The sequence below is a fragment of the Pseudomonas sp. WC1 genome (assembly GCF_050586565.1).
Classification (GTDB): Bacteria; Pseudomonadota; Gammaproteobacteria; order Pseudomonadales; family Pseudomonadaceae; genus Aquipseudomonas.
Genome location: NZ_JBOBDQ010000002.1, coordinates 171,663 through 197,492, shown reverse-complemented (window position 1 = coordinate 197,492; position 25,830 = coordinate 171,663). Strand labels below are relative to the sequence as shown.

Sequence of the window (25,830 nt, the reverse complement as noted above, 5' to 3'; positions counted from 1 at the left end):
TGACCGTGGGCTGCTGTTCAGCGGCGGCGACATGCAACTGTATACCGACAGCCTGACCAACTTCTACGGCGACGTTTACAGCCTGGCTGGGCTGACGGTGGCGCGGGATGGCGCGGGTAACAGGGCTACCCTGCTGGAGAACATTTCCGGCAGTCTGGAAAGTGCCGCAGACATGTCCTTGCGCGCTGCGACGATCGATAACAGGAAGGAGTTCATCAAGACTACCGACCGTTTGATCTCGGGTGCGATCGGCCTGCGCTCCACCGGACGTGCCTCAGGCCACTACGTCCTGCAGGAGTCTTATGAGACCAAGCTCGAAATCGATACGCCCGCCTCGATGATTGCAGCGGGTGGGCATCTGCAAATGCAGGGGCAAACGCTCACCAACTCAAACTCGGTCATGTCGGCGCGCGGTGATCTGATCGCTGACTTCGCTACCTTCAACAACGTCGGGACGAGCTTCGGTTCGTTCAAGACGCTCAAGTCGTTCAACGTAAGCGTTGGTGGGCGGGACTGGCTTGCCGCGGCTGCCCAGTACAACGCCGCGAATGATCCCGGCTATTCCATGACTACCCTGAATTCCCGATGGGCCCGTGGGCCCGTGGCCAACTTCAGGCACTGGGATGCCGGATGGAATGAGTCTGTTGCCGTCCCGAGAATTTCCGGTTCGCCTCAAGCCTACGAAGAGAGCTTCAGCCTGGGTTGGATCAATAGCTGGGGCTGGCGACACGGCGTGAGCTTTCTGAACGTTGCCCCGGCTTACAGTGCCGGCGGCACTCGCGTTGCGCTGCCGGCGCAGGTACAGAACTTCTTTGATACGCGTACCGTTGCCTTGCCTGGACAGGCTGGCGTGATCAACGCGGTCGTGCAAGCGGGTGGCCGCGTGCAGATCAATGCCACGCAGAACCTGACCAACAGCGTCATCCAACAGAGCCAGGCCATCGGTAGCCCGGTGGCCAAGTCTTTCGATCCGGCGCTGCCTGGCGCCACGGGCACTGCTCTGGTTTCGCTGCATGCGCAGTTGCCTCCCGATCTCGCTCGCCAGCAGGTCAATCCGCTGACGTTAGGCAGCTTTACGTTGCCTACCGGACAGAATGGATTGTTCCGACTGAGCGGGGCGAGCGGTAACTCGGCAATGGCTTCGTCCCCAAGCTGGACGTTTGCGACGTCCGCGATTTCCACAAGAGAGCGTGAAGCGCTGACGCCTGTGGTCGGGACAGGAACGTTGCAAGCCGGCGATGCGGTATCCACAAGGATTTCCGATTCCCAGATCGAGCGTGTCGGCCATCAAGCCAGCACCTTGGCCGGGCAAGCCAGCAGCATTGGTGTTCTCGCACCGACTGGTGCATCCGTGGATGTCCAGGTGCCTCAACGTTCCCTCGGTGCCACAGGGCAAGCGCTGAGCGTTACCAGCAACTTGGGTATCAGCGGCATGCCGCGAGTTCCCGGTCTTACCCCGACGGTAGGCAATCCGTACGTCAGCAAGCCGCACAAGTATCTGATCGAGACCAACCCGGTCCTCACCGAGCTCAAGCAGTTCATGAGTTCCGACTACCTGCTCGGCAATTTGGGCTACGACCCGGACCAGAGCTGGAAGCGCCTGGGCGATGGTCTTTACGAACAGCGCCTGATCCAGCAAGCGGTGGTGGCCCGCACCGGCCAGCAGTTCATCGATGGCCAGACCTCCGGTGAGCAACTGTTCAAGTACCTGATGGACAATGCCATCCGTAGCAAGGATCAGCTCCAGCTAAGTCTGGGGGTGGGACTGACGGCTTCCCAGGTGGCGGCGCTGACCCATGACATCGTGTGGATGGAAAAACACCAGGTCAACGGCGAGGAAGTCCTGGTTCCGGTGCTTTACCTGGCCCAGGCCAATAACCGCCTGGCGCCCAACGGAGCGCTGATCGCCGGCCAGGACGTGCAACTGATCGCCGGCGAGAACCTGACCAACGTCGGGATCCTGCAGGCCAGTCGCAACCTCTCCGCCACCGCCGGCAACAACCTGGTCAACACCGGCCTGATCCACGCCGGAGAACGCCTGGAACTGCTGGCCGGCAACAACCTGAGCAATAGCGCCGGCGGCATCATCACCGGGCGCGATGTAAGCCTGACCGCAGTCAGCGGCAACATCATCAACCAGCGCGACCAAGTGCGCCATACGATGTCCTATGGGGGGGTGACCAACCAATGGGATTACCTCGACAATGCCGCGCGTATCGAGGCGTCCAATGGCCTGGCCTTGAAAGCCGGTCAGGACATCAAGAACATCGGCGGCGTGATCAAGAGCGAGGGGGACCTGTCGCTCAGTGCTGGACGCGACGTGAGCCTGTTGGCGGTCGAGCAGCGCGAGGGGTTCTATACCGGATCTCAGCGTAGCAGCACCGTGCAGCAACACGGCGCTACCCTTGAAGCCGGTCGCGACCTGAGCATTGGCGCAGGTCGCGATCTCACCGCCGTGGCCAGCCAGATCGACGCGGGGCGCAACCTCACCCTGGCTGCGGGCGAAGACCTGAACCTGAGCTCCGCCGCCAACGAAGCCCACAGTTTCAGCCGCAGCAAGAAGGTCACCCAGTCCCAAGACCAGGTCACCCAGGTCTCGACCACGCTCAAGGCCGGTGGCGACGTCTCACTGTCCGCAGGCCAGGACATGGCCATCGTCGCCAGCCAGGTCAAGGGCAAGGGCGATGTCGACATCGACGCCGAGCGCGACCTGACCATCGCCTCCGACCAGAACGAAAGTGCTTCGTACTACCTGAAGAAGAGCAAGGGCTCGTTCGGTCGCAGTAGTTCCAAGCAGCAGGAGAGCTACCACAGCACCAACGTCGCCTCGGTGATCGAGGCCGGCGGCGACCTGACCGTCAACGTCAGCAAGAAGGCCGATGGCGGCATCGCCCTGGACGGTGGCCGCGATGTCGCGGTGATCGGCAGTCAGCTCAAGGCCGGCGGTGATGTCATGCTCGGGGCTACCGGCGATGTGGCGGTACTGTCCGGTGTCGAGGAGCACGGCGAGTACAGCAAGAAGAGCAAGTCCGGTTTCCTTGGCCTGTCGAAAAGCGGCAAGAGCCAGTTGCAGACCCACGCCACGCAGGTCGGCAGTGAACTGGATGCCGGCAACGACATCGTGGTTGCGGCAGGCAACGATGTGCGCCTGCGCGCCAGCGAGGCGAATGCCGGCAAGGACGTCGAGCTGCGTGCGGGGTTGCTGGACAAGGAGGGCGACATCAACCTGGTGTCGGCCAACGACACGGCCTACAGCCACAGCGACTCGTACAAGAAAAAGATCGGCATGTCGGTTGCCCCCGGCATCGTCGTCGTCCCGTCCGTTTCGGTAGCCTCGGCGAAGAAAGCCGGGCAGGAAGCACGCAGCAGCACCAGCGTCGGCAGCCAGGTCCTGGCCGTGCGTGATGCCTCGCTCCAGGCCGAGCGTGATATCAACGTGCTCGGCAGCGGTGTCAATGCCGGTCGCAATGTCAGCTTGAACGCGGGACGTGATGTCAACGTCGCCGCCGCCGAGAACCAGAGCGACAGCAAGACCTGGTCGAAAACCTCGAAGATCGGTTTGAGTACCAGTGCCGACGACAACGGGATCAAGGTGTTCGCGGGCGTCGAGAAGGAATTGGCCAAGGATCGCCTGCGCGAACAGTTGGCCTCTGCCAGCCAGATCAAGGCTGGCCAGGACCTGGAGGTCAACGCGGGGCGTGATATCAATCAGACCGGCTCGGACTTGATAGCAGGCCACGATATCAGCCTGGGCGCGGGCCGCGACATCAACATCGACGCGGCGCGTGAAACCCGTATCCACGAGCAGGAGCGGGAGTATGCGACCCAGGGTGCCGGGGCCTCGATCAACCATAACTTCGGGCGCACCAAGGACGCGGTGAGCAACGCCGGCAAGGGCGAGAATGGCGTGAGCAAGGTCGCCAGCACCCTGCAGGCCATCGACGGCATCAACCAGTTCCTTGCCGGGCCAACCGGCGACCTCAAGATCGGCAACAGCTCGCAGAAGAACCAGCAGACCAGCATCGAGCAAAGCAACCGTGGCTCCAGCCTGGAGGCCGGCAACGATATCAAGCTGCAGGCCGGCAACGACGTCAATGTCAAAGGCAGCCAAGTGCAGGCCGGGCGGGACATCGACGTCAAGGGGCGTGACATCAATATCGATGTCGCCCACGGCAGCAGCACCCAGAAGACCCGCGAGTCGCAGAACTGGGCCGGGGTTCACGGTGGTACCAGTGGCGGCATCAAGGTCGGCATCGGCGCCAGCCATGGTGCTGCGGGTGCCGATGGCACCCAGGGCAACTCGACGCCGAGCCAGCTCGACGCGGGGCGCGATATCAAGCTCGACGCCAGCCACGACCTGAACATCGTCGGTTCGCAGGTCAAGGCCGGGCGTGACATCGACCTTGCCGCAGGCAATGACCTGAACATCCGCGCCGCGCAGAACGACTCGCACTACGAACAGAACCGTCGCAACGGCGGTGGTGAAGTCGGGTTGGCGTTCGGCTCGGAAGGGGTGGGGATCTACGCCAGTGTCAACCTGGGCAAGGGCCAGCTGGAACGCGACGCACAGCGACACCAGGAAGCCTACGTCTACGCAGGCGACCAGCTGAAGTTCACCAGTGGCAAGAACACCAACATCAAAGGCGCCCAGGTACGCGGCGACGAAGTCATCGGTCGTGTGGGCGGCGACCTGAACGTGGCTTCGGCCATCGATACCGGCAAGGTCAAGGGCAAAGAGTTCGACCTGAGCGCCACCGTCACGGTAGGCCCGGGCTCGGGTATCAGCGGCTCGGTCGGCAAAGGCAAGACCACGGGCGAAACCGAGTGGGTGGAAAACCAGACCCGCATTACTGCCCGGGACAAGGTCGACATCCGCACCGAAAACCACACCCAGCTCGATGGTGCCCTGATCGCCTCCGACAACGGCAACCTCAAGCTCGATACCGGCACGCTGGGCCACAGTGATATCGCCGGCAAGGACCAGGAACGCGGCTATTACCTGAACGTCGGTGGTACCTGGAAAAAAGGGACAGCAGCAACACAGCAGGACAGCAGCCAGACGGGCAAGGGTGACAAAGGCGAGAACGGCTGGAGCGTCAGTGGCTGGAAGTACGAGAAGGACCGCGAGCAGATCGTCCGTGCCACCGTGGGGGCGGGTGATATCACTGTGCGCGAGGATGCGGAGACGGGGAAGGACTCCACTGTCGGGTTGAATCGGGATCTGGACAAGGCTTACGAGATCACGCGGGACCATGAGTCGCGCACTGATCTTTATGCGACTGGGTCCTCTACCCACGCGGTGATGAATCCCGTCCAGACGCTGCAGCAGTGGAAAGACAGCGCGGCAAAGTATGGGGAGAACAGTGAAGAGGCTCTTAACAAACTAGGTGACGTGTTCCTTGCGACCGCGGCGCTGGCTGTTGGCACTAACCCTGATTCAGTGAATTTCGGGTTAGCTACGCGCGAGATTTATCGTCAACTGGGCAGTCGCTACGAACAGACGCGCTCGAACGTCGTCAGGTCGCTGCTCGGTCGTATTGCTGGCAATCAGAACAGCGAGGCGTTCGATATCGTTGCCCAACGCCTGACCGAGGTGGCCGGCGAGGACCCGGCCAGGGTGGCCAAGATCCTCAATGACATGGCGAAACTGAACGGGCAGAAACCTGGGCAGCAGAATTTCGTCCCGGTGGCCTATGCCGGTTATGTGTTGATGGGGGCACTGGCTACTGCCCTGGGTGTTAGCCAACTTGCACCAGAGCGTCAGGAGGAAATGCAGGCTGCGGTGTCGAGGGCGATTGACGAGATCGAGGCTAATGTCAGCGATCTCAACAAGCGTGCGCAGATGATCAAGCTGATCGTCGAGGTGTCCCTGCAAAATGAAGGGCTGCCTATTCACGTGCTTGATCCGAGGCTGAAGAAGTACGAAGGATTGTTGGTTGAGGCCGGGACGCAGAATCCTAGCAGTGGAGGGTATGGTGAGGGCGGGCAGGTCGTCACGACGCCGCATACCGGGGGAAGTCAGCTTGATGGGCAGCACGGGCGAGATGTCTATGTGACCCCGAGCCACCAGCAGGATATCGGGCTTGTATTTTCCGAGAACCCTCTTGAAAACCAGGCTGCCCATGATCTCCTGACGGCAATCAATAGTATTCCATCCAAGACACAGGCGACGAAAAGTGCCACGATGGTAGGTGCTTTCGATCCGTTGACAGGAAAAGTTGCGGTGGGAAGCAGTAACGCGTCGATTACTGCCGATTCACTGCATCCTGCCACGGTCGCTTATATAGAAACGCAGTTGGGAGTGAAGGTTGGTGAGTTTACGGACTTCTGCAAGAATAAGGTGGGTGCCTGCGCCGAAATTTCGGCGGCGGATCAACTGGTAAGGCAGGGCGCTGTGCCTGGGAACATAAAATTTACTGAAGCCGTCAGGCCCCGTGATGTCTGGCGACGAGACGATGTTCCTCCCGGCGCCATCATAAAAACTTGCGAAAATTGCGCGGTGACATGGCCTAAGGGGAGCCGGTAATGAGCCTTGATGAACAATGGGAACCCGGATTCGGTACCATATACACGTGGTTGGCCATGGATAGAGTTGGTCGAATTGCGGTCATGGTGAACAATTGTTTTGGTGATATTCCGAAAGTGCTCTTGGCACTGAGTGGAGCGGAGGAAATGCTGGACGCCCTCAGTGAATTCATGTGGGAGGAGTCTCAGGTCTTTCGGTCGTACCCACCTTTGAAGAAATGTGGCTTTACGGTGGACTTGTATTCGGCATGGCGCTGGCAAGGAAGAGACAAGGCTTTCGTTCTGGGTGAGCTGTTGCGCGATCTCGAAGAGCGAGGAACCTACAGTGAAGCCAGCCTTGCCTTCAACAAAGGTTTCTTTGTCTATCACGCCGTCGAAGGTTCCCGAGAGGGAGAGGATTTTCCCGTTGGGTTTGATGGCCCTACGAGTATGGGAGACTACTTCAGGTTTCTGGTGCCAGGGGAGTATGCATCGATTGAAGATTTTCCAGAGAGCCTGAGGCCAGGAGTTGTCGTCTCTCAAACCTTGGATTTCGATTCGAAACAAGTGTTGAATGGGAAATGTATCAATGAGTATTTTTGCAATTTGTACAGGTGTTAAGCCTGGGGCGAAAAGCATGTTCGCCACACACAGGCGGGAGTTTAATAGCATCTGACCGGCGTTGTCGTGAGCGAGTTTCGGCTGATTCGTGACATGGAAGGAGTAGCCGTGGATAGGTATGACGATCTGCAGTCGGACAAGGCATCCGGCCTGCTTGCAAAACTGGAGGCAGCCAATGCGCAGGTACTCGTTTCAATGATCCGGAAAATGAATATATAGCAAAAGATGTTTCTTGCGTTGTGCGGAATGACAGGAAAGATGCAATCGTGCAGGTGTCAGATAAAAATTGGGTAGCCCATTGGGATTAGTAATGCAGGAGTTCATGTTTGTGGGTGTGGGGCCAGAACCTACTAGGATGTGGGGTGATACACCTCTATTCAATTTAGAAGATGGAGGTAAGTTGCTAGATTTTTGTGAGGTGCACGATGCGGCTGTGCTCGGAGTCGAGGGATTTAAAATTGTGGGCGATAAACGAATTCCTGACTTGGATTGTACCGCAGACTTTTCTTCTTTGGCGGTATCCGCTGGAAAGAGATTTCCTGCTGCGTCGAGGGAGTCAGCCAGGTATTTTCTTGACACGATTTCAGGTTCTGATGTTCTTCTGGATTTCGTTATAGTTAGAGGTTGATGGTGCAAATGCGCCAGACCAGTTGAGCCGGATGTTATAGGTGGAGGTACGCAGAGGGGTAGAAGAGGGGCAGATTTATTTGTCTACTCTAACCTTTACTTTGGAGAAAAGGGGACAGATTTATTTTCCTAGGTGCAGGCTGAGATCACGGATGTTGAAACGGACTTCAATAACGCGGTGATCTTCAAACTGGTGAAGCAGTTGCGGCAAAGCGCCGCCCAGCGAGGCGATCACTGGACCGCGTTCACCCTTTCCTACCGACGGGGCGGGCAGGTCAAGACCTTTTTCAGCTACGACCAGAGTAACTCGACTGACTCGCAGGTGTGATCAGGGGGGCGTGGTGGGATGGAGCCCGCGATTGATAAGTATACGCGGTACTTTACCAATGAAACGCTTGGCCCGCTTTAAACCGCTCGGGCGGCACAAGGCCGCTCCTTGCAGGCTTATGCTTCTGCCTGGCGTGACAGATATACCGGCGGCACCTGGTCTACCAGCCAGACACCGTTATCCGCTTGATAGAACACTGCTCCCGCTGCGCACATGGCCTGGGTATCGACCGTGAGCAGCACTGGCTGACCATATCGCTTGCCCACCGTCAACGCAGTCTGTGGATCCTCGCTCAGGTGCACATGATGGCGGCTGCCCGGGATCAAGCCCTGGGCTTCGATGGAGGCCAGGAAGCGGCTGGTGGTGCCGTGATAGAGCAGGGCGGGTGGCGCCTTGGCGACGTGGCGCACTTCGACCTGGCTGCTGCTGTGGCCTTGGGCGGCGCGGATGCGGCGGCCATCGTCGGAGAGGGCGAAACGGCGCTTGTCATTGGTCTCGACCACTTCACGCAGGGCGTGCAGGTCGAAGGCATGACCTTGCCTGCCGGCGCCGTGGATCAGCGCGTCGACATCGGCCCAGCCGTCGCGGTCGAGGGACAGGTCGATGGATTCGGGTGCGTGGCGCAGTACGTAGCTGAGGAACTTGCTGAGGGTGTCGCGTTGTTTCTGGTTCACTGGAAAGGTCCTTTTCCATGTCTTCTGGTCGTTTGGGTCGGGGGGCATTCTCCGGGTTTGGGGTGGGGTTCTCAAGTGTGTGCAATGACCTGTGGAAGCGAACTTCCACAGGTGCGTTTGTTACATCAACCCTGACGCAAAGCGTCGAGTAGCGTCTTCAGTTTGTCGCGGCCCTCGGCATCCAGCCCGAACACCGGTCGACGTGGTTCGCCTACCGGTAGCCCGGTCATCTCAAGGCCAGCCTTGATGGTCGCCGGCAAGCCGCCCTTGAGAATGAAGTCGAGCAACGGCAGCTGGCGGTAGAACAGCGCCTTGGCCTGTTCCAGCTCACCGCTCTGCACCGCCTGGTACAGCCGCAGGTTCAGTTCGGGAATCAGGTTGGCCGCCGCCGTGCACCAGCCCGTGGCTCCGGCCACGAAGGCTTCCAACGCCAGCGGGTTGCAGCCATTGTAGAACGGCACCTGGCCCTCGCCGAGCAGCTGCAGCTTGTGCATGCGCTGGATGTCGCCAGTGCTCTCCTTGACCATGGTCACGTTGTCCACCTCGCGCACGATGCGCAGGATCAGCTCCACCGGCATGTCGGTGCCGCTGGTAGCCGGGTTGTTGTAGAGCATGATCGGGATGTCGATGGCCGCGCCAATGGCGCGGTAGTGCTGGAGGATCTCGGCTTCGCTGAGCTTCCAGTACGCGGCTGGCAGCACCATTACCGCGTCGGCGCCGTGCTGCTGGGCGAAGCGGGCGCGGCGCACGGCGCCGGCGGTGGTCAGGTCGGAGACGCTGACGATGCTCGGCACGCGCTTGGCAATGCGCTCCAGGCTGTACTGGGCGACCTGCTGCCATTCGCTGTCGCTCAGATAAGCACCTTCGCCGGTGCTGCCCAGCGGGGCGATGGCGTGGGCGCCGCCTGCGATCAGGCGGTCGATGGACTGGCCCAGCGCGGGCAGGTCGAGCTGTTCGCCGCCGGCGCTGAACGGGGTGATGGTGTAGCCGATGATGCCGTGGAATTGATTAGTCATTGTGCAAGGCTCCGCAAGCAAGGCGTAAAGGGATCAGTTCAGGCAATCGGCGTGGCTGCGCAGGGCCTGCCGGGCGTAGTAGTTGAAGGCGGCGCCGTGGCGCTTGGGCCGGTCGATCCAGTCGTGGGCGTCGCGGCCCAGCTCCGGGGCGATTGGCTTGATGGTGCCGGCGGCCATCGCCAGCAGTTGCAGGCGCGCGGCGCGCTCGATCAGTTGGGCGTAGACGCAGGCCTGTTCGATGCTGGTGCCGGTGGACAGCTGGCCGTGGTGCGAAAGCAAGATGGCGCGCTTGTCGCCCAGGGCGGCGCTGATGATCTCGCCTTCCTCGTTACCCACCGGCACGCCCGGCCAGGCTTCGAGGAACGCGCAGTCTTCGTACAGCGGGCACAGGTCCATGTGCGAGACCTGCAGTGGCACCTCCAGCATCGACAGCGCGGCGACGTGGGTGGGGTGGGTGTGGATGATGCAGTTGACGTCGGGGCGGGCGCGGTACACCCAGCTGTGGAAGCGGTTGGCCGGGTTGGGCATGCCTTCGCCTTCCAGCACTTCGAGGTCTTCGTTGACCAGCAGCAGGTTGCCGGCGGTGATCTCGTCGAAGCCCAGGCCCAGTTGCTGGGTGTAGAAGGTGCCCGGTTGCGGGCCACGGGCGCTGATCTGCCCGGCGAGGCCCGAGTCGTGGCCGTTATCGAAGAGAATTCGGCAGGTCAGGGCCAGCTTTTCGCGCACAGTCCACGTATTATCGGCAAGCGAGCCTTGCATCTGTGTCAGTGCCTTTTGCACCAGCTGGTCTTTGCTGAGGGTAAGGGTATTGGCCATGGGGAGCTTTCCTCTGTGGCGTGATGACGGATGTCAGGGTTGGCTCGCCCCCGAGCTTTGGACGGTGAGGGGGCGAACCATCAGATGACACAAATAATCCTATATGACACAAAGTGTCATGCGCAAGTGCGTTTGTTCGGGAAACCTGCTTCACATGTCTATCCGACTGAAACTGCTGAGAAAGAAACTGGGCATCACCCTTGAGCAGCTGGCCGAGAAGTCCGGCATGACCAAGAGCTATCTGTCCAAGGTCGAGCGTGGCCTCAACACGCCGTCGATTGCCGCGGCGCTGAAGCTGGCGCGGGCGTTGAACGTCAATGTCGAGGAACTGTTCGACGGCGAGCACGACGGCCAGGCGCGCTACAGCCTGGTGCGTCGCGGCGAGCGCCAGGCGCTGGTGGGCGGTGGCGAGGGGCCGGGCTATGCGGTGCTGACCTCGCAGGTCGGCCAGCGCAGCCTGTTGCCGTTTCTGATCCAGCCGCCGACCGAGTTCAGCGACCCGACCTTCAAGGAACACGAGGGTGAGGAGTTCCTGTTCGTCCACGAGGGGCAGGTGGAGGTCGACTTCATGAGCGAGCGGGTGCTGCTGGAGGCCGGCGACGCCTTGCATTTCAATGCCCAGACCCCGCACCGCCTGCGTTCGGTCGGCGAGCGCCAGGCGCAGTTGCTGGTGGTGGTGCAGGGCGGCGAAGGGTGAGGGTGGGGCGATGATCGAGGTCTCGCGGTTCTGGCGTGATCCGGCATTGCCCTTCGTCGAGGCCCGTCTGGTCGGGGATGGCCGCCAGGTGTGCTACACCGCGCATTCCCACGCGAGCTTTTCCATCGGCGTGATCACCGGCGGGCGCAGCACTTACCTGACCGGTGATGCACGGCATGAGGTGACCGTGGGGACCACGGTGCTCATGAATCCAGGGGTGGTACACACCTGCAACCCCCTCCAGGGCGAACCTTGGTCCTACCTGATGCTGTTCGTTGATTTGCCGTGGCTGCAGGCTCGAGGGTTCGAACTGCCGGCAGCGACATTGAGCACGTCGACTGCGCTGTACGGGCGGTTGCTCGACCTGTTCGCCGGGCTGCTCGACAGCGAGGCGCTGGACAAGGCCGAGCGGCTGGCGACGTTCTTCACAGAGCTGCCAGGTTATCTCGAGGGCGGCGCGGCGCGTCACCCACAGGCGCATCCACGCCTGGAAATGGCCGCCGCGTTCATTCGCACCCACCGTCTGGATCCGCTGACCCTGGAGGACATCTGTGCTGCGGCGGGCTTGTCACGGGCCTACCTGACCCGCGCATTCGGCAAGCGCTTCGGGCTATCGCCGCACGCCTACCTGCTCGACCAGCGGGTGCAGCATGCCCGGGCGCAGTTGCGCGCAGGCAGGGCCATCGCCGAGGTGGCGCTGGAAGCCGGCTTTGCCGACCAGGCGCATCTGCAGAGGGCTTTCAAACGGTACCTGGCGACCACGCCGGGGCACTATCGCAACGCCTGAAAAGCACGTGGGCTTGCCCCGCGATAGGGCACGAACTGTCAACCTCCTACCATCAGGTACACCGCGCTCGCCACCAGCAACCCCGCCAGCACCCGATTGAGCAGACGCATCCGCCACGGCTCGGCCAGATACTGGCGGATCACGCTGCCGGCCCAGGCCCAACTGGCCACGGAGACGAAACAGATCGGCCCGTAGATCCAGGTGAACAGCCACAACAGCTGTTGCTCGCCGCCGGTATAGGCGCCGATGCCGGCCACGGCCGCCAGCCAGGCCTTGGGGCTCAGCCACTGCATGGCCGCGCCGTGCCAGGCGCTTGGCGCCCGCTGGCCATCCTCGGCGCCCAGCGCGCCGTCGTCGCTGGCCAGCTTCCATGCCATGTACAGCAGGAACAACACCCCGCCCCAATGCAACAGCTGCCCCAGCAACGGCCAGCGCAGCAGCAGCTCATGCACGCCCAGCCCGACCAGCACCAGCAGCAGGCAGAAACCCAGGGTGGCACCGGCCGCATGCCCGATGCTGGCCCGCAGGCCATGGCGCGCGCCGCTGCCGAGGGCGACGATGTTGACCGGGCCGGGGGAGATGGAGGCGGCGAGGGCGAAGGCCGCCATGGACAGTGTCAGGCTCATCGGGCGTTTCCTTATGGCGAGGATAGTGCGGCTATCCTGCCCGATGCTGCGGCGCGGGTATTGAACAAAAATGCCCATGGGGCCTATCAGCTGGAGGGGGTGTTGGCGCTGTCCTGGGTCTGCTGGGCTTGCTGCTGGGCGGGTGACTGGGCGTCACCCTTGGCGATCTGCTCGGTCTGCTGGCGTTGCAGCGCCCATTGGTCGCTGCGTTCCTTGAGTCGGTCGGCACCGCCTTCGGCAAAGGCCGAGGTGGCCGAGATCGTTGCCAGCAGGGCGAGTGCACAGGTTAGGGTTTTCATCACTGGGGTCTCCATCGATTGACCTAAAAACGGCCGCCAGGCGGCCGGGTTGAGGCAAGGATGGCGTGCGCGGATTTCCCCAGGATTAACACCGCGATCAGTTGGCCAGCAGTTGCTCGTGGACCCAACCTTGTTCCGTGAGCACCATGGCGCGGGTTTCCTCCAGCGGCTTGGCGACACTGGCGGCTGCCTGGCCGAGGCCTGCGATGCCGGCCTGGACCGCCGCGTCGCTGGCCCAGCTCGGCAGTTCGTTCACCTGGTAGCTGTAGCTCACCTGCGACTGCTTGCGCCCATCATGTTCGGTAGGCTTGCCGACGCTGTTGATGGCGGTGACCTGGGCCTTGCCGAAGCACAGCCCGCCGGTGCTGGCGCCGTTCGCTTTGCGCCTTGCATCGGCCTTGTAGTAGCGGCGGCCTTCGTCGGTGAGGTCGTAGGCGTAGTAGATGTCGGTGCGTGCCGGCTGCCACAGCCGCTCAGGGACTTCGGTACGGGCAACCTCCCGTTCGCTGACCACGCCGACCCGGGCCAGGGCATGCAACGCCTGGTTGGTCCCTTCGACGTCGAAGTCACGGGTGCGGGTGGGGAAGGCACTGATCACGAAACAGTGCGGGTACTGGCTGTCGAGGTAGGCTTGGGCAGCCTGGCGCAGGTCGGCTTCACGGGGCTGCTGGTTGTCCGAGCAGCCGACCAGGGTCGCCAGCAACGCCAGCGGTATGATCTTCCTGTCCATTGTAAGGCTTCCTTGTATTGCCAATTGCTGGGTGGAGCGCAGGGCAGGATTAGAACCCGCGCGCCAGAGCGGCCGCAATCGTGGCACGACGACATATCGCCCGTGCTGTGCGCTGTTTGGCAAAGCCTGCCTCTGGCACCGACTGGCGGCCAACCGGCAAACGGTGGGTGTTCAGCCATACTCTGCTGGTTCCGCCCCGGCGCCGTCGGGGCGACCTGAAGCGGGCAGAGAGGAGCAGGCAATGGCCAAGGGCAAGCGCAAGGGTGAGGTCGACGAGAAGCTTGGACGCAAGACCTACGAGGCGGAACTCAAGCGCCTGCATGTGGAGCTGGTCAAACTCCAGCAGTGGGTGGTGGAGAAGGGCCTGAAGGTGTGCATCGTCTTCGAAGGCCGCGACGGCGCGGGCAAGGGTGGCACCATCAAGGCCATCACCGAGCGCGTCAGCCCGCGGGTGTTCCGCGTGGTGGCGCTGCCGGCGCCCACCGAGCGCGAGAAGACCCAGATGTACGCCCAGCGCTACCTGACCCACCTGCCGGCGGCCGGCGAGGTGGTGATCTTCGACCGCAGTTGGTACAACCGCGCCGGGGTAGAACGGGTGATGGGCTTCTGCACCGAAGAGCAGGCGCACAAGTTCCTCACCGTGGTGCCGATGTTCGAGCGGATGATGGTCGAGTCGGGGATCATCCTCATCAAGTACTGGCTCGAGGTCAGTGCCGAGGAACAAACCCGTCGGCTACAGGACCGCATCAGCGACGGGCGCAAGCTGTGGAAGCTGTCGCCGATGGACGTCAAGTCCTACAACCGCTGGGACGCCTACACCCGCGCCCGCGACGACATGTTTGCCGCCTCCGATACTTCCTGGGCGCCGTGGTACATGGCGCGCTCCGAGGACAAGCGCAAGGCGCGGCTGAATATCATCAGCCACCTGTTGCAGCAGATCCCTTACAAGGACCTCAGCCGGGAGCACAAGGTGACGCTGCCCAAGCGCGGCAAGATCGGCAAGTACAAGGCGCAGCCGTATCCGTTCAAGATGGTCGCGCAGCGGTTCTGATGCCAATGCGAAGTCAAATCGGCAGCGTCTAGGGGCCGCAGGTAATGGCCAAGCGCATGGCACAGCGATCGGTCAGGCCGTGGGCCAGCTCGCTGGAGATGATCGTCTGCAGGCGATGATCCAGCTGTCGCACCGCCAGACGTTCGAAGCCGTAGCGCTGATAGAACGGGGCATTCCAGGGGACATCGTCGAAGGTGGTCAGGGTCAGCCAGGCCAGGCCCTTGTGGCGGGCGGCATCCCGTGCCTGGTCCAGCAGGCGCCGGCCCAGGCCTTGGCCCTGGGCCTCTTGCCGCACGGACAGCTCATGGATGTGCAAGGCGTCGTCGGCAACGCTGGCGCAGAGAAAACCCAGTGCCTGGCCCTGATCATCCGCGGCGACCCAGCTGCAACCTTCGCTCACGAATGCCAGGTGCTGGGTTTCATCCATCACGTCGCTGTCGGCCAGCCAGGCGAGGTGCGGCAATTGCCGGAATGCCTGGGCGGCGGAGCGTTCCAGGGCCGGGAGCAAGGGAACATCCTCGATGCGGGTGAGGCGGACAAGCATGGTGGAGACAAGACCTGTGGGCGTGGCGTCGCTGCGCAAGAAGACGCAGTTTGCCAGATCGACGCGGGAAGGTGTTGCAATGTAATTGTTATAACGTAACATTTGCGATCTTCCTCACAGGCAGGACCTCATCGTGATCCGCAGAAACCCCTCCGGCCATCTCCCGCAAATCGCCGAATCGGCCTATATCGACCACACCGCCATCATCTGCGGCAAGGTGATCATCCACGACAACGTGTTCGTCGGCCCCTACGCGGTGATCCGCGCCGACGAGGTGGACGCCGACGGCGACATGCAGCCGATCGTCATCGGCGCCAATTCCAATATCCAGGATGGCGTGGTGATCCATTCCAAGTCCGGCGCGGCGGTGCGCATCGGCCAGTACAGCTCGATCGCCCATCGCTCCATCGTCCACGGCCCGTGCGAAGTCGGCGACCGGGTGTTCATCGGCTTCAATAGCGTGCTGTTCAACTGCAAGGTCGGTGATGGCAGCGTGGTGCGGCACAACTCGGTGGTCGACGGCCGCGACTTGCCGCCACGCTTTTACGTGCCGCCCACCGAGCACATCGGTCCGCATACCGACCTGGAGCGCTACCCGCCGGTCAGCGTATCGGCCTCGGAGTTTTCCGAGGACGTGGCGCGCACCAATATCGACCTGGTCCAGGGCTACAAGGCCTTGCAGAACGAGTTCTGAGCATGGACACGCTATTGGTGCGCAATGCGCGACTGGTCAACGAGGGGCGTGAATTCGAAGCCGATCTGCTGGTGCGCCATGGGCGCATAGAACGGATCGCCGGCAGCCTCGACAACGCCCGGGCGGCACTGGAGATTGATGCCAAGGGAGCTTGGCTGCTGCCGGGGATGATCGACGACCAGGTGCACTTTCGCGAGCCGGGGGCGCCGCACAAGGGCAGCATCGCCAGCGAGTCGCGGGCAGCGGTGGCCGGGGGTATCACCAGTTTCATGGACATGCCCAACACCAACCCGCCCACGTTGACCCTGGAGGCGCTGGCCGACAAGAAGCGCCGGGCGGCTGCGGGCTCACGGGCCAACTATGGCTTTCATTTCGGCGTTAGCCGCGACAACCTCGACACCATTGCCGCCCTCGACCCCCGCGAAGTGGCCGGGATCAAGGTGTTCATGGGCGCGTCCACTGGCGACATGCTGGTGGACGATCCGCAGGTGCTGGAAAAACTCTTCATCTATGCGCCGACCATCGTCCTGGCCCATTGCGAACACACGCCGAGCATTCTGCAGAACGAGGCTTGGTGGCGGGCGCGCCACGGCGAGTTCATCCCCCCGGCCGCGCACCCGCTGATCCGCGATGCCGATGCCTGCTACCGTTCCTCGAGCCTGGCCGTGCAACTGGCCCGGCGTTTTGGCACGCGCCTGCATGTGCTGCATCTGACCACGGTACGCGAGCTGGCGTTGTTCACGCCCGGCCCGGTGAGCGGCAAGCGCATCACTGCTGAGGTGTGCTTGCACCACCTGCTGTTCGACGACAGCGACTACGCCAGCCTCGGCCATCTGATCAAGTGCAACCCGGCGATCAAGACTGGCACCGACCGTGACGCCTTGCGCAAGGCCCTGGCCCGTGACCGTATCGATGTGATCGGTACCGACCACGCGCCGCATACGCTGGAGGAGAAACGGCGGGTGTATGCACGCGCACCGTCAGGCCTGCCGCTGGTGCAGCATGCCCTCCCGGCGGCGCTGGAACTGGTCAGCGAAGGAGTGCTGAGCATGGCCCAGGTGGTGACCAAGACCAGCCACGCGGTGGCCGAGCTGTTCGCCATTCGCGAACGCGGTTTTCTGCGCGAGGGGTACTGGGCAGACTTCGCCATCGTCGAGCGTCTGGCCAGGCCACGGGCCGTGGCGGACGACCCGATCCTGGCGCGCTGCGGCTGGACGCCGTTCCAGCAGCGCGCTTTTCACCATGTGGTACGTACCACGGTGGTGTCGGGGCAACTGGCCTGGCACCAGGGCCAGGTGCGCGACCCGTGCCAGGGACTGCCCTTGATGTTCGACCGTTGATTGAGCCAGGGGCCGCTGCGCAGCCCCTGTGGGAGCTGGCTTGCCAGCGAAAGGGGCGCGACGCGCCCCCAGCATTTCGGAACCTTGCCATGACTGAAGAGCAATTGTTGCAACAACCTGCCGCCGCCTACATGAACGAACCGCAGCGGCAATTCTTCCGTAACTTGCTGCTGGCCCAGCGCGGCGAGCTGCAGGGCCGTATCGAACAGGAGTTCCGCGCCCTGCGCGAGCAGGAAGTGCACAGCGACCCGGCCGACATCGGCAGCGCCGAAGAAGAGCGCCACTGGCAACTGCGCTCGCTGGAGCGGGAAAAGAAGCTGCTCGACAAGATCGACCAGGCGCTGGAGCGCCTGGCCCGGGGCGACTACGGCTGGTGTGAGGAAACCGGCGAGCCGATTGGCCTGCGCCGCCTGCTGCTGCGGCCCACCGCGACCTTGTGCGTCGAGGCCAAGGAGCGCCAGGAGCTGCGCGAGCGGCATGTGCGCGACAGCGTCTAGGCCCTGTACGACATGTATCTGCACTCGCCCATACTGCGTTGAAACGGGGCTCGGAATGCTCATGTACTCCAGTACACTGCGCTTCCTCCCCCGTTTCGCCTTGTCTGGCCTTCGCGCAGACACATTTCGTACAGACCCTAATCGATGTTCAGGCCCTGAGCCTGCAGCTGCAACTGCCAGCGCACCGAGCTGACGCCTTTCTCCAGGCTCACCCGGCCGACCAAGCGCTCCAGCTGGGTCGGCGCCTGGGGCGTGCCGAGCAGTTCGGCGCGTACTTCCAGGCGTGCCGGGTCGGACAGGTCCTCGCTGTGCAGCGACTGCAGGCGCAGGCCCGGGTCGCTTAGGCTGTGCAGCATCAGGCTACGTACCTGGATTTCGTCCTCGGCGCGGCAGACGATGCGCACCTCGTAGCGCTGCTCGACCTCGCTGGCCGGCAGCACGTCCTGGCGGTCGAGGCGCTGGGCGAGGTCGCGCAGCAGGATGTTGGCGCACAGCACCACCAGGCTGCCCAGCGACGCCTCCAGCAACAACCCGAGGCTGCACAGCACGCCGACCGCGGCGGTGCACCAGAGGGTGGCGGCGGTGTTCAGGCCACGCACGTTGAAGCCGTCGCGCATGATCACGCCGCCGCCGAGAAAGCCGATGCCCGACACCACATAGGCGGCGATGCGCGAGGCATCGGTGGGCGCCATGCCCGGTACTGCCTGGGTCATCAACACGAACAGGCAGGCGCCGGTGCTGACCAAGGCGTTGGTGCGCAGGCCCGTCAGGCGCTGGCGCAGTTGACGCTCGGCGCCGATCAGGGCACCGAGCAGCAGGGCCACGCTGACGCGCAGCAGGAAGATTTTCCAATCCATAGCGAACTCCGTTCTGCGGGCGCTGGCCCGCATGGGCGCCGACTTGAGACGGCGCGATTGCAAACGAGGAATGCGCAGGACCACGCGCCATGCCGGGTGGCAGGGCTGGGAAGCAAGGAGGAATGTTCAGCCGGGGAGGGCCGAAGGAAACCACCGTCTACCGAGTACGGCGAGACAGTGGCAGGAACGCTGCCGGACTAGCTCGCCGTGTGGGCCTGTCGCAATCGACTGGGGCTACTGTCCAATGCAGGGGTCTCCTGGGTGAGGGATGCTTGAATGCGCGGCGGACCATACGCCTCGACCCGCGCGGGGTCAAGGCATGAATCATGACAATCCTGTTACGGCAGGCGCTGGCAGACGTAGGCCTGGGTGCGGTAAGGGAAGGCGATGCGCTCACGGCCCCTGAGGCCCGGATGGTTGTCGATCAGGCTTTGCAACTGGCCCATGACCTCGTCTTGTTCGGCCTGGGGCAGGGCGGCGATGAAGCTCACCGAGCGCAGGCGTTCGAGGATCACGGTCTGTGGGTCACCCTCATGGACATGGGGCAGGGTGGTCAGTTGCGGAGTGCTGAAGCGGCTGCCTGCGAGGGCTTCGCGCCAGCGCCCGGTGTGAAAACGTGGCGTGTCGCCCTCGTAGGGGGTGATGATTTCGGTGATCCGCGCCACCCAGTCCACTGTTTCGTCGCGCACGTTCCAGATCAGACCCAGACGGCCGCCGGGGGCCAGCACCCGGTGCATTTCCTCCAGGGCGGCGGCATCGGCGAACCAGTGGAAGGCCTGGGCGCAGACCAGCACCTGCTGGCTGGCCTCGGCCAGCGGGATGTGCTGTGCGGTGCCCTCGAGCACGGGGATGTCGGGCAGCCGTTTGTGGAAGCGTGCGCGCATGGCGGGCACTGGTTCCACAGCGGTCAGGTGTGGTGCCAGTGCGCTGAGCAGACGGGTGAACTTGCCGGTGCCGGCGCCCAGGTCGAGCACCGGGGTCCCGGCGCCGATGCCCAGGGTGTCGCGTAACCAGTCCTGCAAGGCGACGGGGTAGTCCGGCCGACCTTGCTCATAGTTGTCCGACTGGCGGGTGTAGCCGGTGCTGGCCGAGGCGTGTACATCCTTCATGGAAAATCCCTCTGAATGACCTGGCGGCAATGGTACGCTTGCGCATTTCGTTGCCAACCCCCCGGACCGATACATGTTGTTCAATCTCGCCGTGCTGTTCGGCACCCTGGTGGCCATGGAGGGCGTCGGCACGCTGGCCCACAAGTACGTCATGCACGGCTGGGGCTGGTGGCTGCACCGCTCGCACCACGAGCCGCAACTGGGCATGCTGGAAACCAACGACCTCTACCTGCTGGCGCTCGGGCTGATCGCCGCTGCCCTGATGACGCTGGGCAAGGCCGGGCACGCGCCGCTGCAATGGGTCGGTGGCGGCGTGGCGGGCTATGGGCTGGCCTACGTTCTGGCCCATGATGGGGTGTTTCACCGGCACTGGCCGCGGGCGCCGAAACCGGTCAACCGCTACCTCAAGCGCCTGTACCGGGCCCATCGCCTGCACCATGCGGTGAAGGGCCGCCAGGGCAGCGTGTCGTTCGGGTTCTTCTATGCGCCGCCGTTGCGGGTGTTGAAGCAGCAACTGAAACGGCGACGGAGCTGATGACTCTGCGCCTCATTCGCCAGTTAGGCCGAATACGGCTCAGCCGCGCCGCTTGAGGGTCTGCGACGGCAACTCTCCGAACTGTTGGCGATAGCGTTCGGAAAACCGCCCCAGGTGCATGAAGCCATGGTCCAGGGCCAGTTCGGTCACGCTGCGCACCGTGCAGCTCGGGTCGCTCAGGCAGGCGCGCACGCGCTCCAGCTTGCGTTGCCGGATGTGCTGCCGGGGGGTGGTGTTCAGGTGACGATCGAACAATGCATACAGCGAGCGAACGCTCATGTTCGCCTGTTCGGCCAGGGTCTCGGCGGTCATGTCCAGCATCAGGTTGCGCTCCACATAGTCCAGGATCCGCTCCAGCCCCGCGCCTGGGCCACTCAGTGTTTCCATGCCCACGTTGGTGGTCATCAGGGTCAGCAGCTTGCTGGCCACGATCTGGCTGTAGTGCCTCTGTACCCGAGGCAGCGAGCCGCTTGCCTCGGCCTCGTTGCAGACCATGCCCAGCAGGTTGAGGAACCCGCCCAGCTCGTCCAGCCGATAGTGGTTGCGCAAAAAGCGCACGCCGCCACTGGGCCGCTGCCAGCGCTGCTCGTCGCAGACGCTGTCGAGCAGGCTGGCCGGGACCTTGAGGATGAACTTCTCGCAATCCTCGGAGTAGGTCAGGTCCACGGGGTCGTCCGGGTTGATCAGCAACAGCTCGCCCGGCAGCAGGTGATGCTCGCGTTGGGGGCCGCGCCACAGGCAATTGCCGCTGAGCAGCACCTGCAGGTGGTAGAGGGTCTCCAGCGCGGGTGAGGTGACCCGCACGCTGCCGCCGTAGCTGAGGCGGCATAGGTCCAGCTCGGCGAACTTGCGGTGGCTGAGGCTTGCCTGGGGATGGGTGGTGCGGGACAGGCCTATATGGTGCTGCCCTACATGGTGGTTCACATAGGCGGACACGGCATAGGGGTCGGCGTGGTGGAACACGCAGCTTTGCTCGCTCAGCAGGCGGCTTTCCATGGGCAAGGTACTCGCCATCGTTATTGTTCTGGGCGCCGTTCGCTGCGGCCCGGAGGCTGCGCAAGCGATCGTTCACGGTCATTCTGGCCAGCCACCGGGCGCACGTAGAGGCAGGCGAAGGTTGGCTGGCAGCTTCCACAGTATGCAATAAGTCGGGACCGGGGCAATGCGGCCCGACAAACGCCGGGCGAACAGCGGGTGCCGCCTCGGGCTGGCTTGTGCGATTAGCGGACGCGGCTCATTGCACCGGCAGGAAATTCATCAACAGCAGGCTTTGCGCGTAATTCAGGCCGATCCGCCGATAACGCTCGTCAAGCATCTGCGACAGCAGGTCGAGACGGGCGACGACCTTGCCGAACTCCACGGCGAAGCTGAGGTTGCTGCCTTGTTCGGAAATTTCGTTGGAAAACAGCAGGAGCACCCCATTGGCATCCTGGCGCTGGCCGAGCATCCAGGTGGCCTTCTCGATGTTGCGCGCGGCATTGTGGATGAACAACGGGTCGAGGGTGTCGGTCATGTAGAACTCGGTGCGCCCACCGTGGGCGGTGACCAGCATGCTGCCAATGGCGTAAATGAACGCACCCACCCGGTCTCCGCGAAACTCCGGGCTCAGGGCGTAGCTCAAGGCCGCCAGGTCGCGGCGCTCGCCCAACTGCGCCAGGGGCTGGCGCTGCTCGATGGCGATGCGGATCTGCCGCGCCGCGGTGGTGGCGTCGAGGTAACCCGATTGTCGCCACTGGTTGGGGTTGCGCAGGTACAGCTTGTTCATCAGCAGGTACAGGCTTTGCAGGTTGTCGCGCATGGCCAGGGTGGCCATGCGGTCGACACTGGTCTGGAACAGCTCGTCGGGCTTGCCGTTGCTGAACTGGGTGAGCATGTCGCGGCCCTGCTGCTGGGTGCAGGCGACCAGACAGGCCAGGCTGCCGGCCATCAGCAGTCGGCGAGGGAATGGAAGGCGTCTTCGTACGGCCATCGGCACCGGTTGGAAAAGTCGGTCCCACCGGGGATCGGTGGGGCCTGGCCATGCATAGAGCGCACAAACGCGAAAAAGTGCGATAGTGGCCTGCGCCGGGAAACCGGCCAAGGTCGATCAGGCTACATCGACAAGCACGATTTCGCTGTCTTCCAATGCTGTCACCTTGAGCCGCGTCTCCTGCTCGATCGCCACGCCATCACGGGCCTTGGCTTGCAAGCCGTTCACCTCGATCCGTCCCTTGGCCGGCACCAGGTAGCCGCGACGGCCCTCATCGAGGCGGTACTCGGCGCTTTCACCGGCGCGCAGAGTCGCGGCCACCAGGCGGGCGTCGGTGCGGATGCGCAGGCTGTCGTCATCGCCTTCGCGGCCACTGGCCAGGGTCACGAAGCCCTCGCCACGTTCACCCTTGGGGAACGGGCGGGTACCCCAGGAGGGCGCGTCACCGACCTTTTCCGGGATGATCCAGATCTGGAAGATCCGCGTGTCGACCTTCTCCAGGTTGTACTCGCTGTGGACAATGCCGCTGCCAGCGCTCATGACTTGCACATCGCCGGCTTCGGTTCGGCCCTTGTTGCCCAAACTGTCCTGATGGGTGATGGCGCCTTCGCGAACGTAGGTGATGATCTCCATGTCACGGTGCGGGTGCGGTGGGAAGCCTGCGCCGGCGGCGATCAGGTCGTCGTTCCACACGCGCAGGTTGCCCCAGTGCATGCGTGCCGGGTCATGGTACTCGGCGAAGGAGAAATGATGATGGGCGTCGAGCCAGCCGTGGTTGGCGTGGCCAAGGCTTTCGAAGGGCCGTAGTTGCAGCATGGTGGTGTTCCTCTGATTCGGTGGAATGAGGCCATGATGCGCATCTTAAGTATCGATAAAAAGCGTAAATATCGGCTCTTAAGTATCTATAAATACGATATTTAATTATGCGACTCCGCATGCGGTTCATCGCCTAATCCCATGATCCATAAGCATTCGCTGGCACTTTTACGCGGATGAGGCGAACATGCCGGCTGTTCTGATTTTCAATGGAGTGACCGTGCCGCACGAGCATCCCCGGGCCCCGGCCGACCTGACCCCTCCCGCCCAGTTGCCCTGGCTGCGCCGCCTGGCCGCCCGCCTGTTGGGGCAGGGCCTGTCACGCCTGCAGGCGCAGCACCGCGATTCCTGGTTCCTCGGCCACGCCACGGGGCAGCGCAACGGCCATGCCGATGGCTTGCGTGAGGGCTACGAGCAGGGTCGGGTCGCTGGATTCGAGGCTGGGCGCCAGGTTCTGGTGATCCGCGATGCCCGCCCGGAGAATGCCGGTGTACCCGGGCAGGACGACAACCTGTTCGACGACTGGCGCCTGCCGCTGACCGCCGAGCTGAAAAAGCGCTTCAAGGCTGATGTCGCCAGGCGTCTGCCTGCCGAGGCGCAACCGAGCGCGGCGCAATGGAAGCTGATCTTCAGCGACACACCCTCGACCTGCGTCGTGGCCGGCGCCGGGGCCGGCAAGTCGACCTCGCTGGTGCTGCGCATCCTGCTGCTGCGTCACTACCTGGGCTTCGAGCTCGATGCCCTGACCGTGGTGACCTTCACCCGCGAGTCGCGCCGTGACTTCATCCAGCGCCTGCTGCAGGTGTTTGCCCTGTGGCAGCTCGAGCTGTCGCCTGCCCAGGGGCGGGAGCTGGTGCGCACTTTCCATTCACGCATCCTGCCGTTGGTGCGCAGCTTGCCAGGCTTCGCCCAGGTGCGGGCGTTCGAGACCCTGGGCAACGAGATGCCCGCAGGCGGCGAGGCAAACGCTGACAGCAACCCGTTCGACCTGCGCCTGAACGATGCCCAGCGTCAGCAGCTCAACCAGTGCTACAGCGAGCTGCTGGGCCAGAGCCCGCGGTTTGCCCAGCTGGTCGGCGCGTTGCGCCAGGAAGCACTGCTGCTCAAGCCGATGGACCCGGATCATCCGGATGTGCACAAGCGTGTGCAGGTCACCCAGCTGGCCGCCCAGCGCGACGAGGAACTGTGCGATGTGATCGAGGACCTGTGGTTCGCCGCCGGTGCCTGGCCGATCAAGGGTATCGAACCCTGCCGCGATACGGTGCAGATCCGCGGTAGCCGTTTTCATGTCCATGGCCGCCTGGAAGGGCTGGACGCCTGGGTGGTACTGGGCTTCGACCCGTCCGAAAGTGCCCAGTACCAGCGCCCGGGCGCCAAGCTGGCGGTGCGCGCGGAATGGGCGGTAAAGCGGACCCTGTTTCAAGCTTTCTGTGATAAGCCATTGATATGGCTTGATAATTACTCTTCGGCAAAACGGCTTGCAACGTCCTTGGCGGGGGATGCCGTGGCCGGCCCGGGCTTCGAGTACAAGGTCAAGGGCGAGCTGGCCCCGGCGCCGTTGCTCGACGCCTTCGTCACCGCTGCGAGCTTCATCGAGAACCTCGGCCTGGACGTCAACAACGCCGTGGCCGCCATGAGTTTCCCTTCTGGCGATAGCGACGCGGCATTCTTCGAGGCCCTCGCGCTGTTCTGGAAGGCACTGGAAGCACACCTGTTGGCGCAGTCGCCGCCGGTGATGACCTACAACCGCATGTTCGCCCTGTTCGGCGAGAACAACCCGGAGAACCTCGGGTTGCTGCCCGCCCCCTTGCTGCGCCCAATGGCGCACCTGATGATCGACGAGTTCCAGGACGTCTCGCCGCAGATCGTCAGCTGGCTGCGTGCCTGCCTCGCCGAAATCCGCCGCCGTGGGCCGGCCATGCACAGCGGGCGGGTGGCGCAACATTCATCGCTGATGTGCGTGGGCGATGACTGGCAGTCGATCTATGGTTGGCGCGGCAGCTCGCCGAAGTACTTCATGGAGTTCACCAAGGCCTTCCCGTCACCGGCCAACACGCGGGTGATGCTGGTGGAGAACTACCGCAGCCAGCAGTACATCATCGAGGCCGCCGAGCATCTGGTCAAAGGCGCGCCGGCCATCACCGGCAAGAAGGCCAGGGCCAGCGGGCTGGCAGCCGAGCTGCCGTTGTCGCCGGTGAAGGTTTTCGACCGGGACGAGGCGGCACTGGCCGAAACCGTGATCGAGCATTATCAGCGGGGTGAAACGGTCATGATGCTGTTTCGAAAAACCAGCGATAAGTTATTGATTGAAAAGTATTTATTACCAATAGTTAAAGTTGATTCTAGCTTGCCGCACGGCCAGCGCCGCCTGCGTCAGCTGACCTATCACAGCGCCAAGGGACTGCAAGCAGATGCGGTGTTCATGCTCGGCGATTGCCACTACCTGACCAGCTCGCCCTACAAGAACCAGGCGTATCGCCTGGCCGGCTTGGGCAAGCCAGGGGACGCCCAGGCGTTCGATACGGCGCAGAAGGAAGAGGTGCAGCGCCTTGCCTACGTGGCGGTGACGCGTGCGGTTCGGCACTGTTACTGGCACGTGGAACGAGCCAGCGGCGAGGCTGCCGCGCAGCCGCGTGCGTCAAGCCAGGTACAGGGGCGGCAGGCCTTCTTCGAAGACCTGCGCGGCCAGTAGG

General features: G+C 63.1%; 25 protein-coding genes. 13 read left to right on the top strand and 12 right to left on the bottom strand.

From position 1 onward, the window contains the following. Positions 1–31 precede the first annotated feature (31 nt). The 5 genes from ACQ4OD_RS01655 (at position 32) to ACQ4OD_RS01635 (ending at position 8,080) form a co-directional block, all read left to right on the top strand. Complete coding sequence (locus ACQ4OD_RS01655) at positions 32–6,526, top strand: hemagglutinin repeat-containing protein (protein ID WP_430943785.1); 6,495 nt, start codon at positions 32–34, stop codon at positions 6,524–6,526. Beyond that, positions 6,526–7,125, top strand: coding sequence for a hypothetical protein (locus ACQ4OD_RS01650; RefSeq protein ID WP_430943784.1), 600 nt, complete (start codon positions 6,526–6,528; stop codon positions 7,123–7,125). The genes ACQ4OD_RS01655 and ACQ4OD_RS01650 overlap by 1 nt, the downstream gene beginning before the upstream one ends. A gap of 143 nt (positions 7,126–7,268) precedes the next feature. Then, positions 7,269–7,433 carry a colicin E5-related ribonuclease gene (locus ACQ4OD_RS01645; protein ID WP_430943791.1) on the top strand — a complete coding sequence of 55 codons (165 nt, stop codon included), beginning with the start codon at positions 7,269–7,271 and terminating at the stop codon, positions 7,431–7,433. Positions 7,434–7,435: 2 nt separating this feature from the next. Beyond that, on the top strand, positions 7,436–7,753 hold the full coding sequence (locus ACQ4OD_RS01640; protein WP_430943783.1) for a hypothetical protein: 318 nt from the start codon (positions 7,436–7,438) through the stop codon (positions 7,751–7,753). A 132-nt stretch (positions 7,754–7,885) separates the two neighbouring features. After that, positions 7,886–8,080 carry a hypothetical protein gene (locus tag ACQ4OD_RS01635; protein ID WP_430943782.1) on the top strand — a complete coding sequence of 65 codons (195 nt, stop codon included), beginning with the start codon at positions 7,886–7,888 and terminating at the stop codon, positions 8,078–8,080. Between the two features lie 116 nt (positions 8,081–8,196). On the opposite strand, the gene ACQ4OD_RS01630 is transcribed toward ACQ4OD_RS01635, so the two are convergent. From ACQ4OD_RS01630 to ACQ4OD_RS01620, 3 genes are all read right to left on the bottom strand, one after another. Continuing rightward, complete coding sequence (locus ACQ4OD_RS01630) at positions 8,197–8,754, bottom strand: RNA 2'-phosphotransferase (protein ID WP_430943781.1); 558 nt, start codon at positions 8,752–8,754, stop codon at positions 8,197–8,199. A 125-nt stretch (positions 8,755–8,879) separates the two neighbouring features. Beyond that, positions 8,880–9,770 (bottom strand): dihydrodipicolinate synthase family protein, encoded by an 891-nt coding sequence (locus ACQ4OD_RS01625; RefSeq protein ID WP_430943780.1) that lies wholly within the window; start codon positions 9,768–9,770, stop codon positions 8,880–8,882. A gap of 33 nt (positions 9,771–9,803) precedes the next feature. Beyond that, positions 9,804–10,586, bottom strand: a complete 783-nt coding sequence (locus ACQ4OD_RS01620; protein ID WP_430943779.1) for an aldolase — start codon at positions 10,584–10,586, stop codon at positions 9,804–9,806. Between the two features lie 154 nt (positions 10,587–10,740). On the opposite strand from ACQ4OD_RS01620, the gene ACQ4OD_RS01615 reads away from it, so the two are divergent. Both ACQ4OD_RS01615 and ACQ4OD_RS01610 read left to right on the top strand, forming a co-directional pair. Next, positions 10,741–11,283: a helix-turn-helix domain-containing protein gene (locus ACQ4OD_RS01615; protein ID WP_038706211.1), complete on the top strand. Its 543-nt coding sequence runs from the start codon at positions 10,741–10,743 to the stop codon at positions 11,281–11,283. Between the two features lie 10 nt (positions 11,284–11,293). Beyond that, the gene (locus tag ACQ4OD_RS01610; protein ID WP_258597984.1) at positions 11,294–12,070 is read left to right on the top strand and encodes an AraC family transcriptional regulator; all 777 of its coding nucleotides are present in this window, start codon (positions 11,294–11,296) and stop codon (positions 12,068–12,070) included. A 38-nt stretch (positions 12,071–12,108) separates the two neighbouring features. Here ACQ4OD_RS01610 and ACQ4OD_RS01605 read toward each other — a convergent pair whose 3' ends face one another. The 3 genes from ACQ4OD_RS01605 to ACQ4OD_RS01595 all read right to left on the bottom strand — a co-directional run bounded on the left by ACQ4OD_RS01605 (position 12,109) and on the right by ACQ4OD_RS01595 (position 13,725). Further along, complete coding sequence (locus ACQ4OD_RS01605) at positions 12,109–12,696, bottom strand: LysE family translocator (protein WP_258597982.1); 588 nt, start codon at positions 12,694–12,696, stop codon at positions 12,109–12,111. 86 nt (positions 12,697–12,782) lie between these two features. Next, a complete protein-coding gene (locus tag ACQ4OD_RS01600; protein WP_198755044.1) occupies positions 12,783–12,995 on the bottom strand; it encodes a hypothetical protein in 213 nt (70 codons plus the stop codon). Positions 12,996–13,092: 97 nt separating this feature from the next. Then, a complete protein-coding gene (locus ACQ4OD_RS01595; RefSeq protein WP_198755045.1) occupies positions 13,093–13,725 on the bottom strand; it encodes a hypothetical protein in 633 nt (210 codons plus the stop codon). Between the two features lie 241 nt (positions 13,726–13,966). Between ACQ4OD_RS01595 and ppk2 the strand changes: the two genes are divergently transcribed. Further along, complete coding sequence (gene ppk2, locus ACQ4OD_RS01590; protein WP_430943778.1) at positions 13,967–14,776, top strand: polyphosphate kinase 2; 810 nt, start codon at positions 13,967–13,969, stop codon at positions 14,774–14,776. 28 nt (positions 14,777–14,804) lie between these two features. Here ppk2 and ACQ4OD_RS01585 read toward each other — a convergent pair whose 3' ends face one another. After that, positions 14,805–15,320, bottom strand: coding sequence for a GNAT family N-acetyltransferase (locus tag ACQ4OD_RS01585; protein ID WP_198755047.1), 516 nt, complete (start codon positions 15,318–15,320; stop codon positions 14,805–14,807). Between the two features lie 133 nt (positions 15,321–15,453). On the opposite strand from ACQ4OD_RS01585, the gene ACQ4OD_RS01580 reads away from it, so the two are divergent. From ACQ4OD_RS01580 to dksA, 3 genes are all read left to right on the top strand, one after another. Continuing rightward, positions 15,454–16,014 carry a carbonate dehydratase gene (locus ACQ4OD_RS01580; protein ID WP_102684245.1) on the top strand — a complete coding sequence of 187 codons (561 nt, stop codon included), beginning with the start codon at positions 15,454–15,456 and terminating at the stop codon, positions 16,012–16,014. Between the two features lie 2 nt (positions 16,015–16,016). Beyond that, entirely contained in the window at positions 16,017–17,354 is a 1,338-nt protein-coding gene (locus tag ACQ4OD_RS01575; RefSeq protein ID WP_430943777.1) for a dihydroorotase, read from the top strand. Between the two features lie 89 nt (positions 17,355–17,443). Continuing rightward, a complete protein-coding gene (gene dksA / locus ACQ4OD_RS01570) occupies positions 17,444–17,851 on the top strand; it encodes an RNA polymerase-binding protein DksA (RefSeq protein ID WP_102684247.1) in 408 nt (135 codons plus the stop codon). Between the two features lie 137 nt (positions 17,852–17,988). On the opposite strand, the gene ACQ4OD_RS01565 is transcribed toward dksA, so the two are convergent. Continuing rightward, a complete protein-coding gene (locus ACQ4OD_RS01565) occupies positions 17,989–18,708 on the bottom strand; it encodes an MgtC/SapB family protein (RefSeq protein WP_198755049.1) in 720 nt (239 codons plus the stop codon). A gap of 338 nt (positions 18,709–19,046) precedes the next feature. Further along, a complete protein-coding gene (locus ACQ4OD_RS01560) occupies positions 19,047–19,817 on the bottom strand; it encodes a class I SAM-dependent methyltransferase (RefSeq protein WP_430943776.1) in 771 nt (256 codons plus the stop codon). 73 nt (positions 19,818–19,890) lie between these two features. Between ACQ4OD_RS01560 and ACQ4OD_RS01555 the strand changes: the two genes are divergently transcribed. Further along, on the top strand, positions 19,891–20,352 hold the full coding sequence (locus ACQ4OD_RS01555; RefSeq protein ID WP_198755051.1) for a sterol desaturase family protein: 462 nt from the start codon (positions 19,891–19,893) through the stop codon (positions 20,350–20,352). Positions 20,353–20,391: 39 nt separating this feature from the next. On the opposite strand, the gene ACQ4OD_RS01550 is transcribed toward ACQ4OD_RS01555, so the two are convergent. From ACQ4OD_RS01550 to ACQ4OD_RS01540, 3 genes are all read right to left on the bottom strand, one after another. Then, a complete protein-coding gene (locus ACQ4OD_RS01550) occupies positions 20,392–21,348 on the bottom strand; it encodes an AraC family transcriptional regulator (protein ID WP_430943790.1) in 957 nt (318 codons plus the stop codon). Positions 21,349–21,586: 238 nt separating this feature from the next. Next, positions 21,587–22,279: a hypothetical protein gene (locus ACQ4OD_RS01545; protein ID WP_232968082.1), complete on the bottom strand. Its 693-nt coding sequence runs from the start codon at positions 22,277–22,279 to the stop codon at positions 21,587–21,589. Between the two features lie 159 nt (positions 22,280–22,438). Further along, complete coding sequence (locus tag ACQ4OD_RS01540) at positions 22,439–23,137, bottom strand: pirin family protein (protein ID WP_102684252.1); 699 nt, start codon at positions 23,135–23,137, stop codon at positions 22,439–22,441. 187 nt (positions 23,138–23,324) lie between these two features. Between ACQ4OD_RS01540 and ACQ4OD_RS01535 the strand changes: the two genes are divergently transcribed. Beyond that, complete coding sequence (locus ACQ4OD_RS01535) at positions 23,325–25,829, top strand: UvrD-helicase domain-containing protein (protein ID WP_430943775.1); 2,505 nt, start codon at positions 23,325–23,327, stop codon at positions 25,827–25,829. The last annotated feature ends 1 nt before the right edge of the window (position 25,830 follow it).

What these genes read in the sequence shown, in the direction of transcription:
- ACQ4OD_RS01655 (WP_430943785.1), top strand. Translation starts at nt 32, where the DNA reads ATGCAACTGTATACCGACAGCCTGACCAACTTCTACGGCGACGTTTAC.
- ACQ4OD_RS01650 (WP_430943784.1), top strand. Translation starts at nt 6,526, where the DNA reads ATGAGCCTTGATGAACAATGGGAACCCGGATTCGGTACCATATACACG.
- ACQ4OD_RS01640 (WP_430943783.1), top strand. Translation starts at nt 7,436, where the DNA reads ATGCAGGAGTTCATGTTTGTGGGTGTGGGGCCAGAACCTACTAGGATG.
- ACQ4OD_RS01625 (WP_430943780.1), bottom strand. Translation starts at nt 9,770, where the DNA reads ATGACTAATCAATTCCACGGCATCATCGGCTACACCATCACCCCGTTC.
- ACQ4OD_RS01620 (WP_430943779.1), bottom strand. Translation starts at nt 10,586, where the DNA reads ATGGCCAATACCCTTACCCTCAGCAAAGACCAGCTGGTGCAAAAGGCA.
- ACQ4OD_RS01615 (WP_038706211.1), top strand. Translation starts at nt 10,741, where the DNA reads ATGTCTATCCGACTGAAACTGCTGAGAAAGAAACTGGGCATCACCCTT.
- ACQ4OD_RS01610 (WP_258597984.1), top strand. Translation starts at nt 11,294, where the DNA reads ATGATCGAGGTCTCGCGGTTCTGGCGTGATCCGGCATTGCCCTTCGTC.
- ACQ4OD_RS01605 (WP_258597982.1), bottom strand. Translation starts at nt 12,696, where the DNA reads ATGAGCCTGACACTGTCCATGGCGGCCTTCGCCCTCGCCGCCTCCATC.
- ACQ4OD_RS01600 (WP_198755044.1), bottom strand. Translation starts at nt 12,995, where the DNA reads ATGAAAACCCTAACCTGTGCACTCGCCCTGCTGGCAACGATCTCGGCC.
- ACQ4OD_RS01595 (WP_198755045.1), bottom strand. Translation starts at nt 13,725, where the DNA reads ATGGACAGGAAGATCATACCGCTGGCGTTGCTGGCGACCCTGGTCGGC.
- ppk2 (WP_430943778.1), top strand. Translation starts at nt 13,967, where the DNA reads ATGGCCAAGGGCAAGCGCAAGGGTGAGGTCGACGAGAAGCTTGGACGC.
- ACQ4OD_RS01585 (WP_198755047.1), bottom strand. Translation starts at nt 15,320, where the DNA reads ATGCTTGTCCGCCTCACCCGCATCGAGGATGTTCCCTTGCTCCCGGCC.
- ACQ4OD_RS01575 (WP_430943777.1), top strand. Translation starts at nt 16,017, where the DNA reads ATGGACACGCTATTGGTGCGCAATGCGCGACTGGTCAACGAGGGGCGT.
- dksA (WP_102684247.1), top strand. Translation starts at nt 17,444, where the DNA reads ATGACTGAAGAGCAATTGTTGCAACAACCTGCCGCCGCCTACATGAAC.
- ACQ4OD_RS01565 (WP_198755049.1), bottom strand. Translation starts at nt 18,708, where the DNA reads ATGGATTGGAAAATCTTCCTGCTGCGCGTCAGCGTGGCCCTGCTGCTC.
- ACQ4OD_RS01560 (WP_430943776.1), bottom strand. Translation starts at nt 19,817, where the DNA reads ATGAAGGATGTACACGCCTCGGCCAGCACCGGCTACACCCGCCAGTCG.
- ACQ4OD_RS01555 (WP_198755051.1), top strand. Translation starts at nt 19,891, where the DNA reads ATGTTGTTCAATCTCGCCGTGCTGTTCGGCACCCTGGTGGCCATGGAG.
- ACQ4OD_RS01550 (WP_430943790.1), bottom strand. Translation starts at nt 21,348, where the DNA reads ATGGAAAGCCGCCTGCTGAGCGAGCAAAGCTGCGTGTTCCACCACGCC.
- ACQ4OD_RS01545 (WP_232968082.1), bottom strand. Translation starts at nt 22,279, where the DNA reads ATGGCCGGCAGCCTGGCCTGTCTGGTCGCCTGCACCCAGCAGCAGGGC.
- ACQ4OD_RS01540 (WP_102684252.1), bottom strand. Translation starts at nt 23,137, where the DNA reads ATGCTGCAACTACGGCCCTTCGAAAGCCTTGGCCACGCCAACCACGGC.
- ACQ4OD_RS01535 (WP_430943775.1), top strand. Translation starts at nt 23,325, where the DNA reads ATGCCGGCTGTTCTGATTTTCAATGGAGTGACCGTGCCGCACGAGCAT.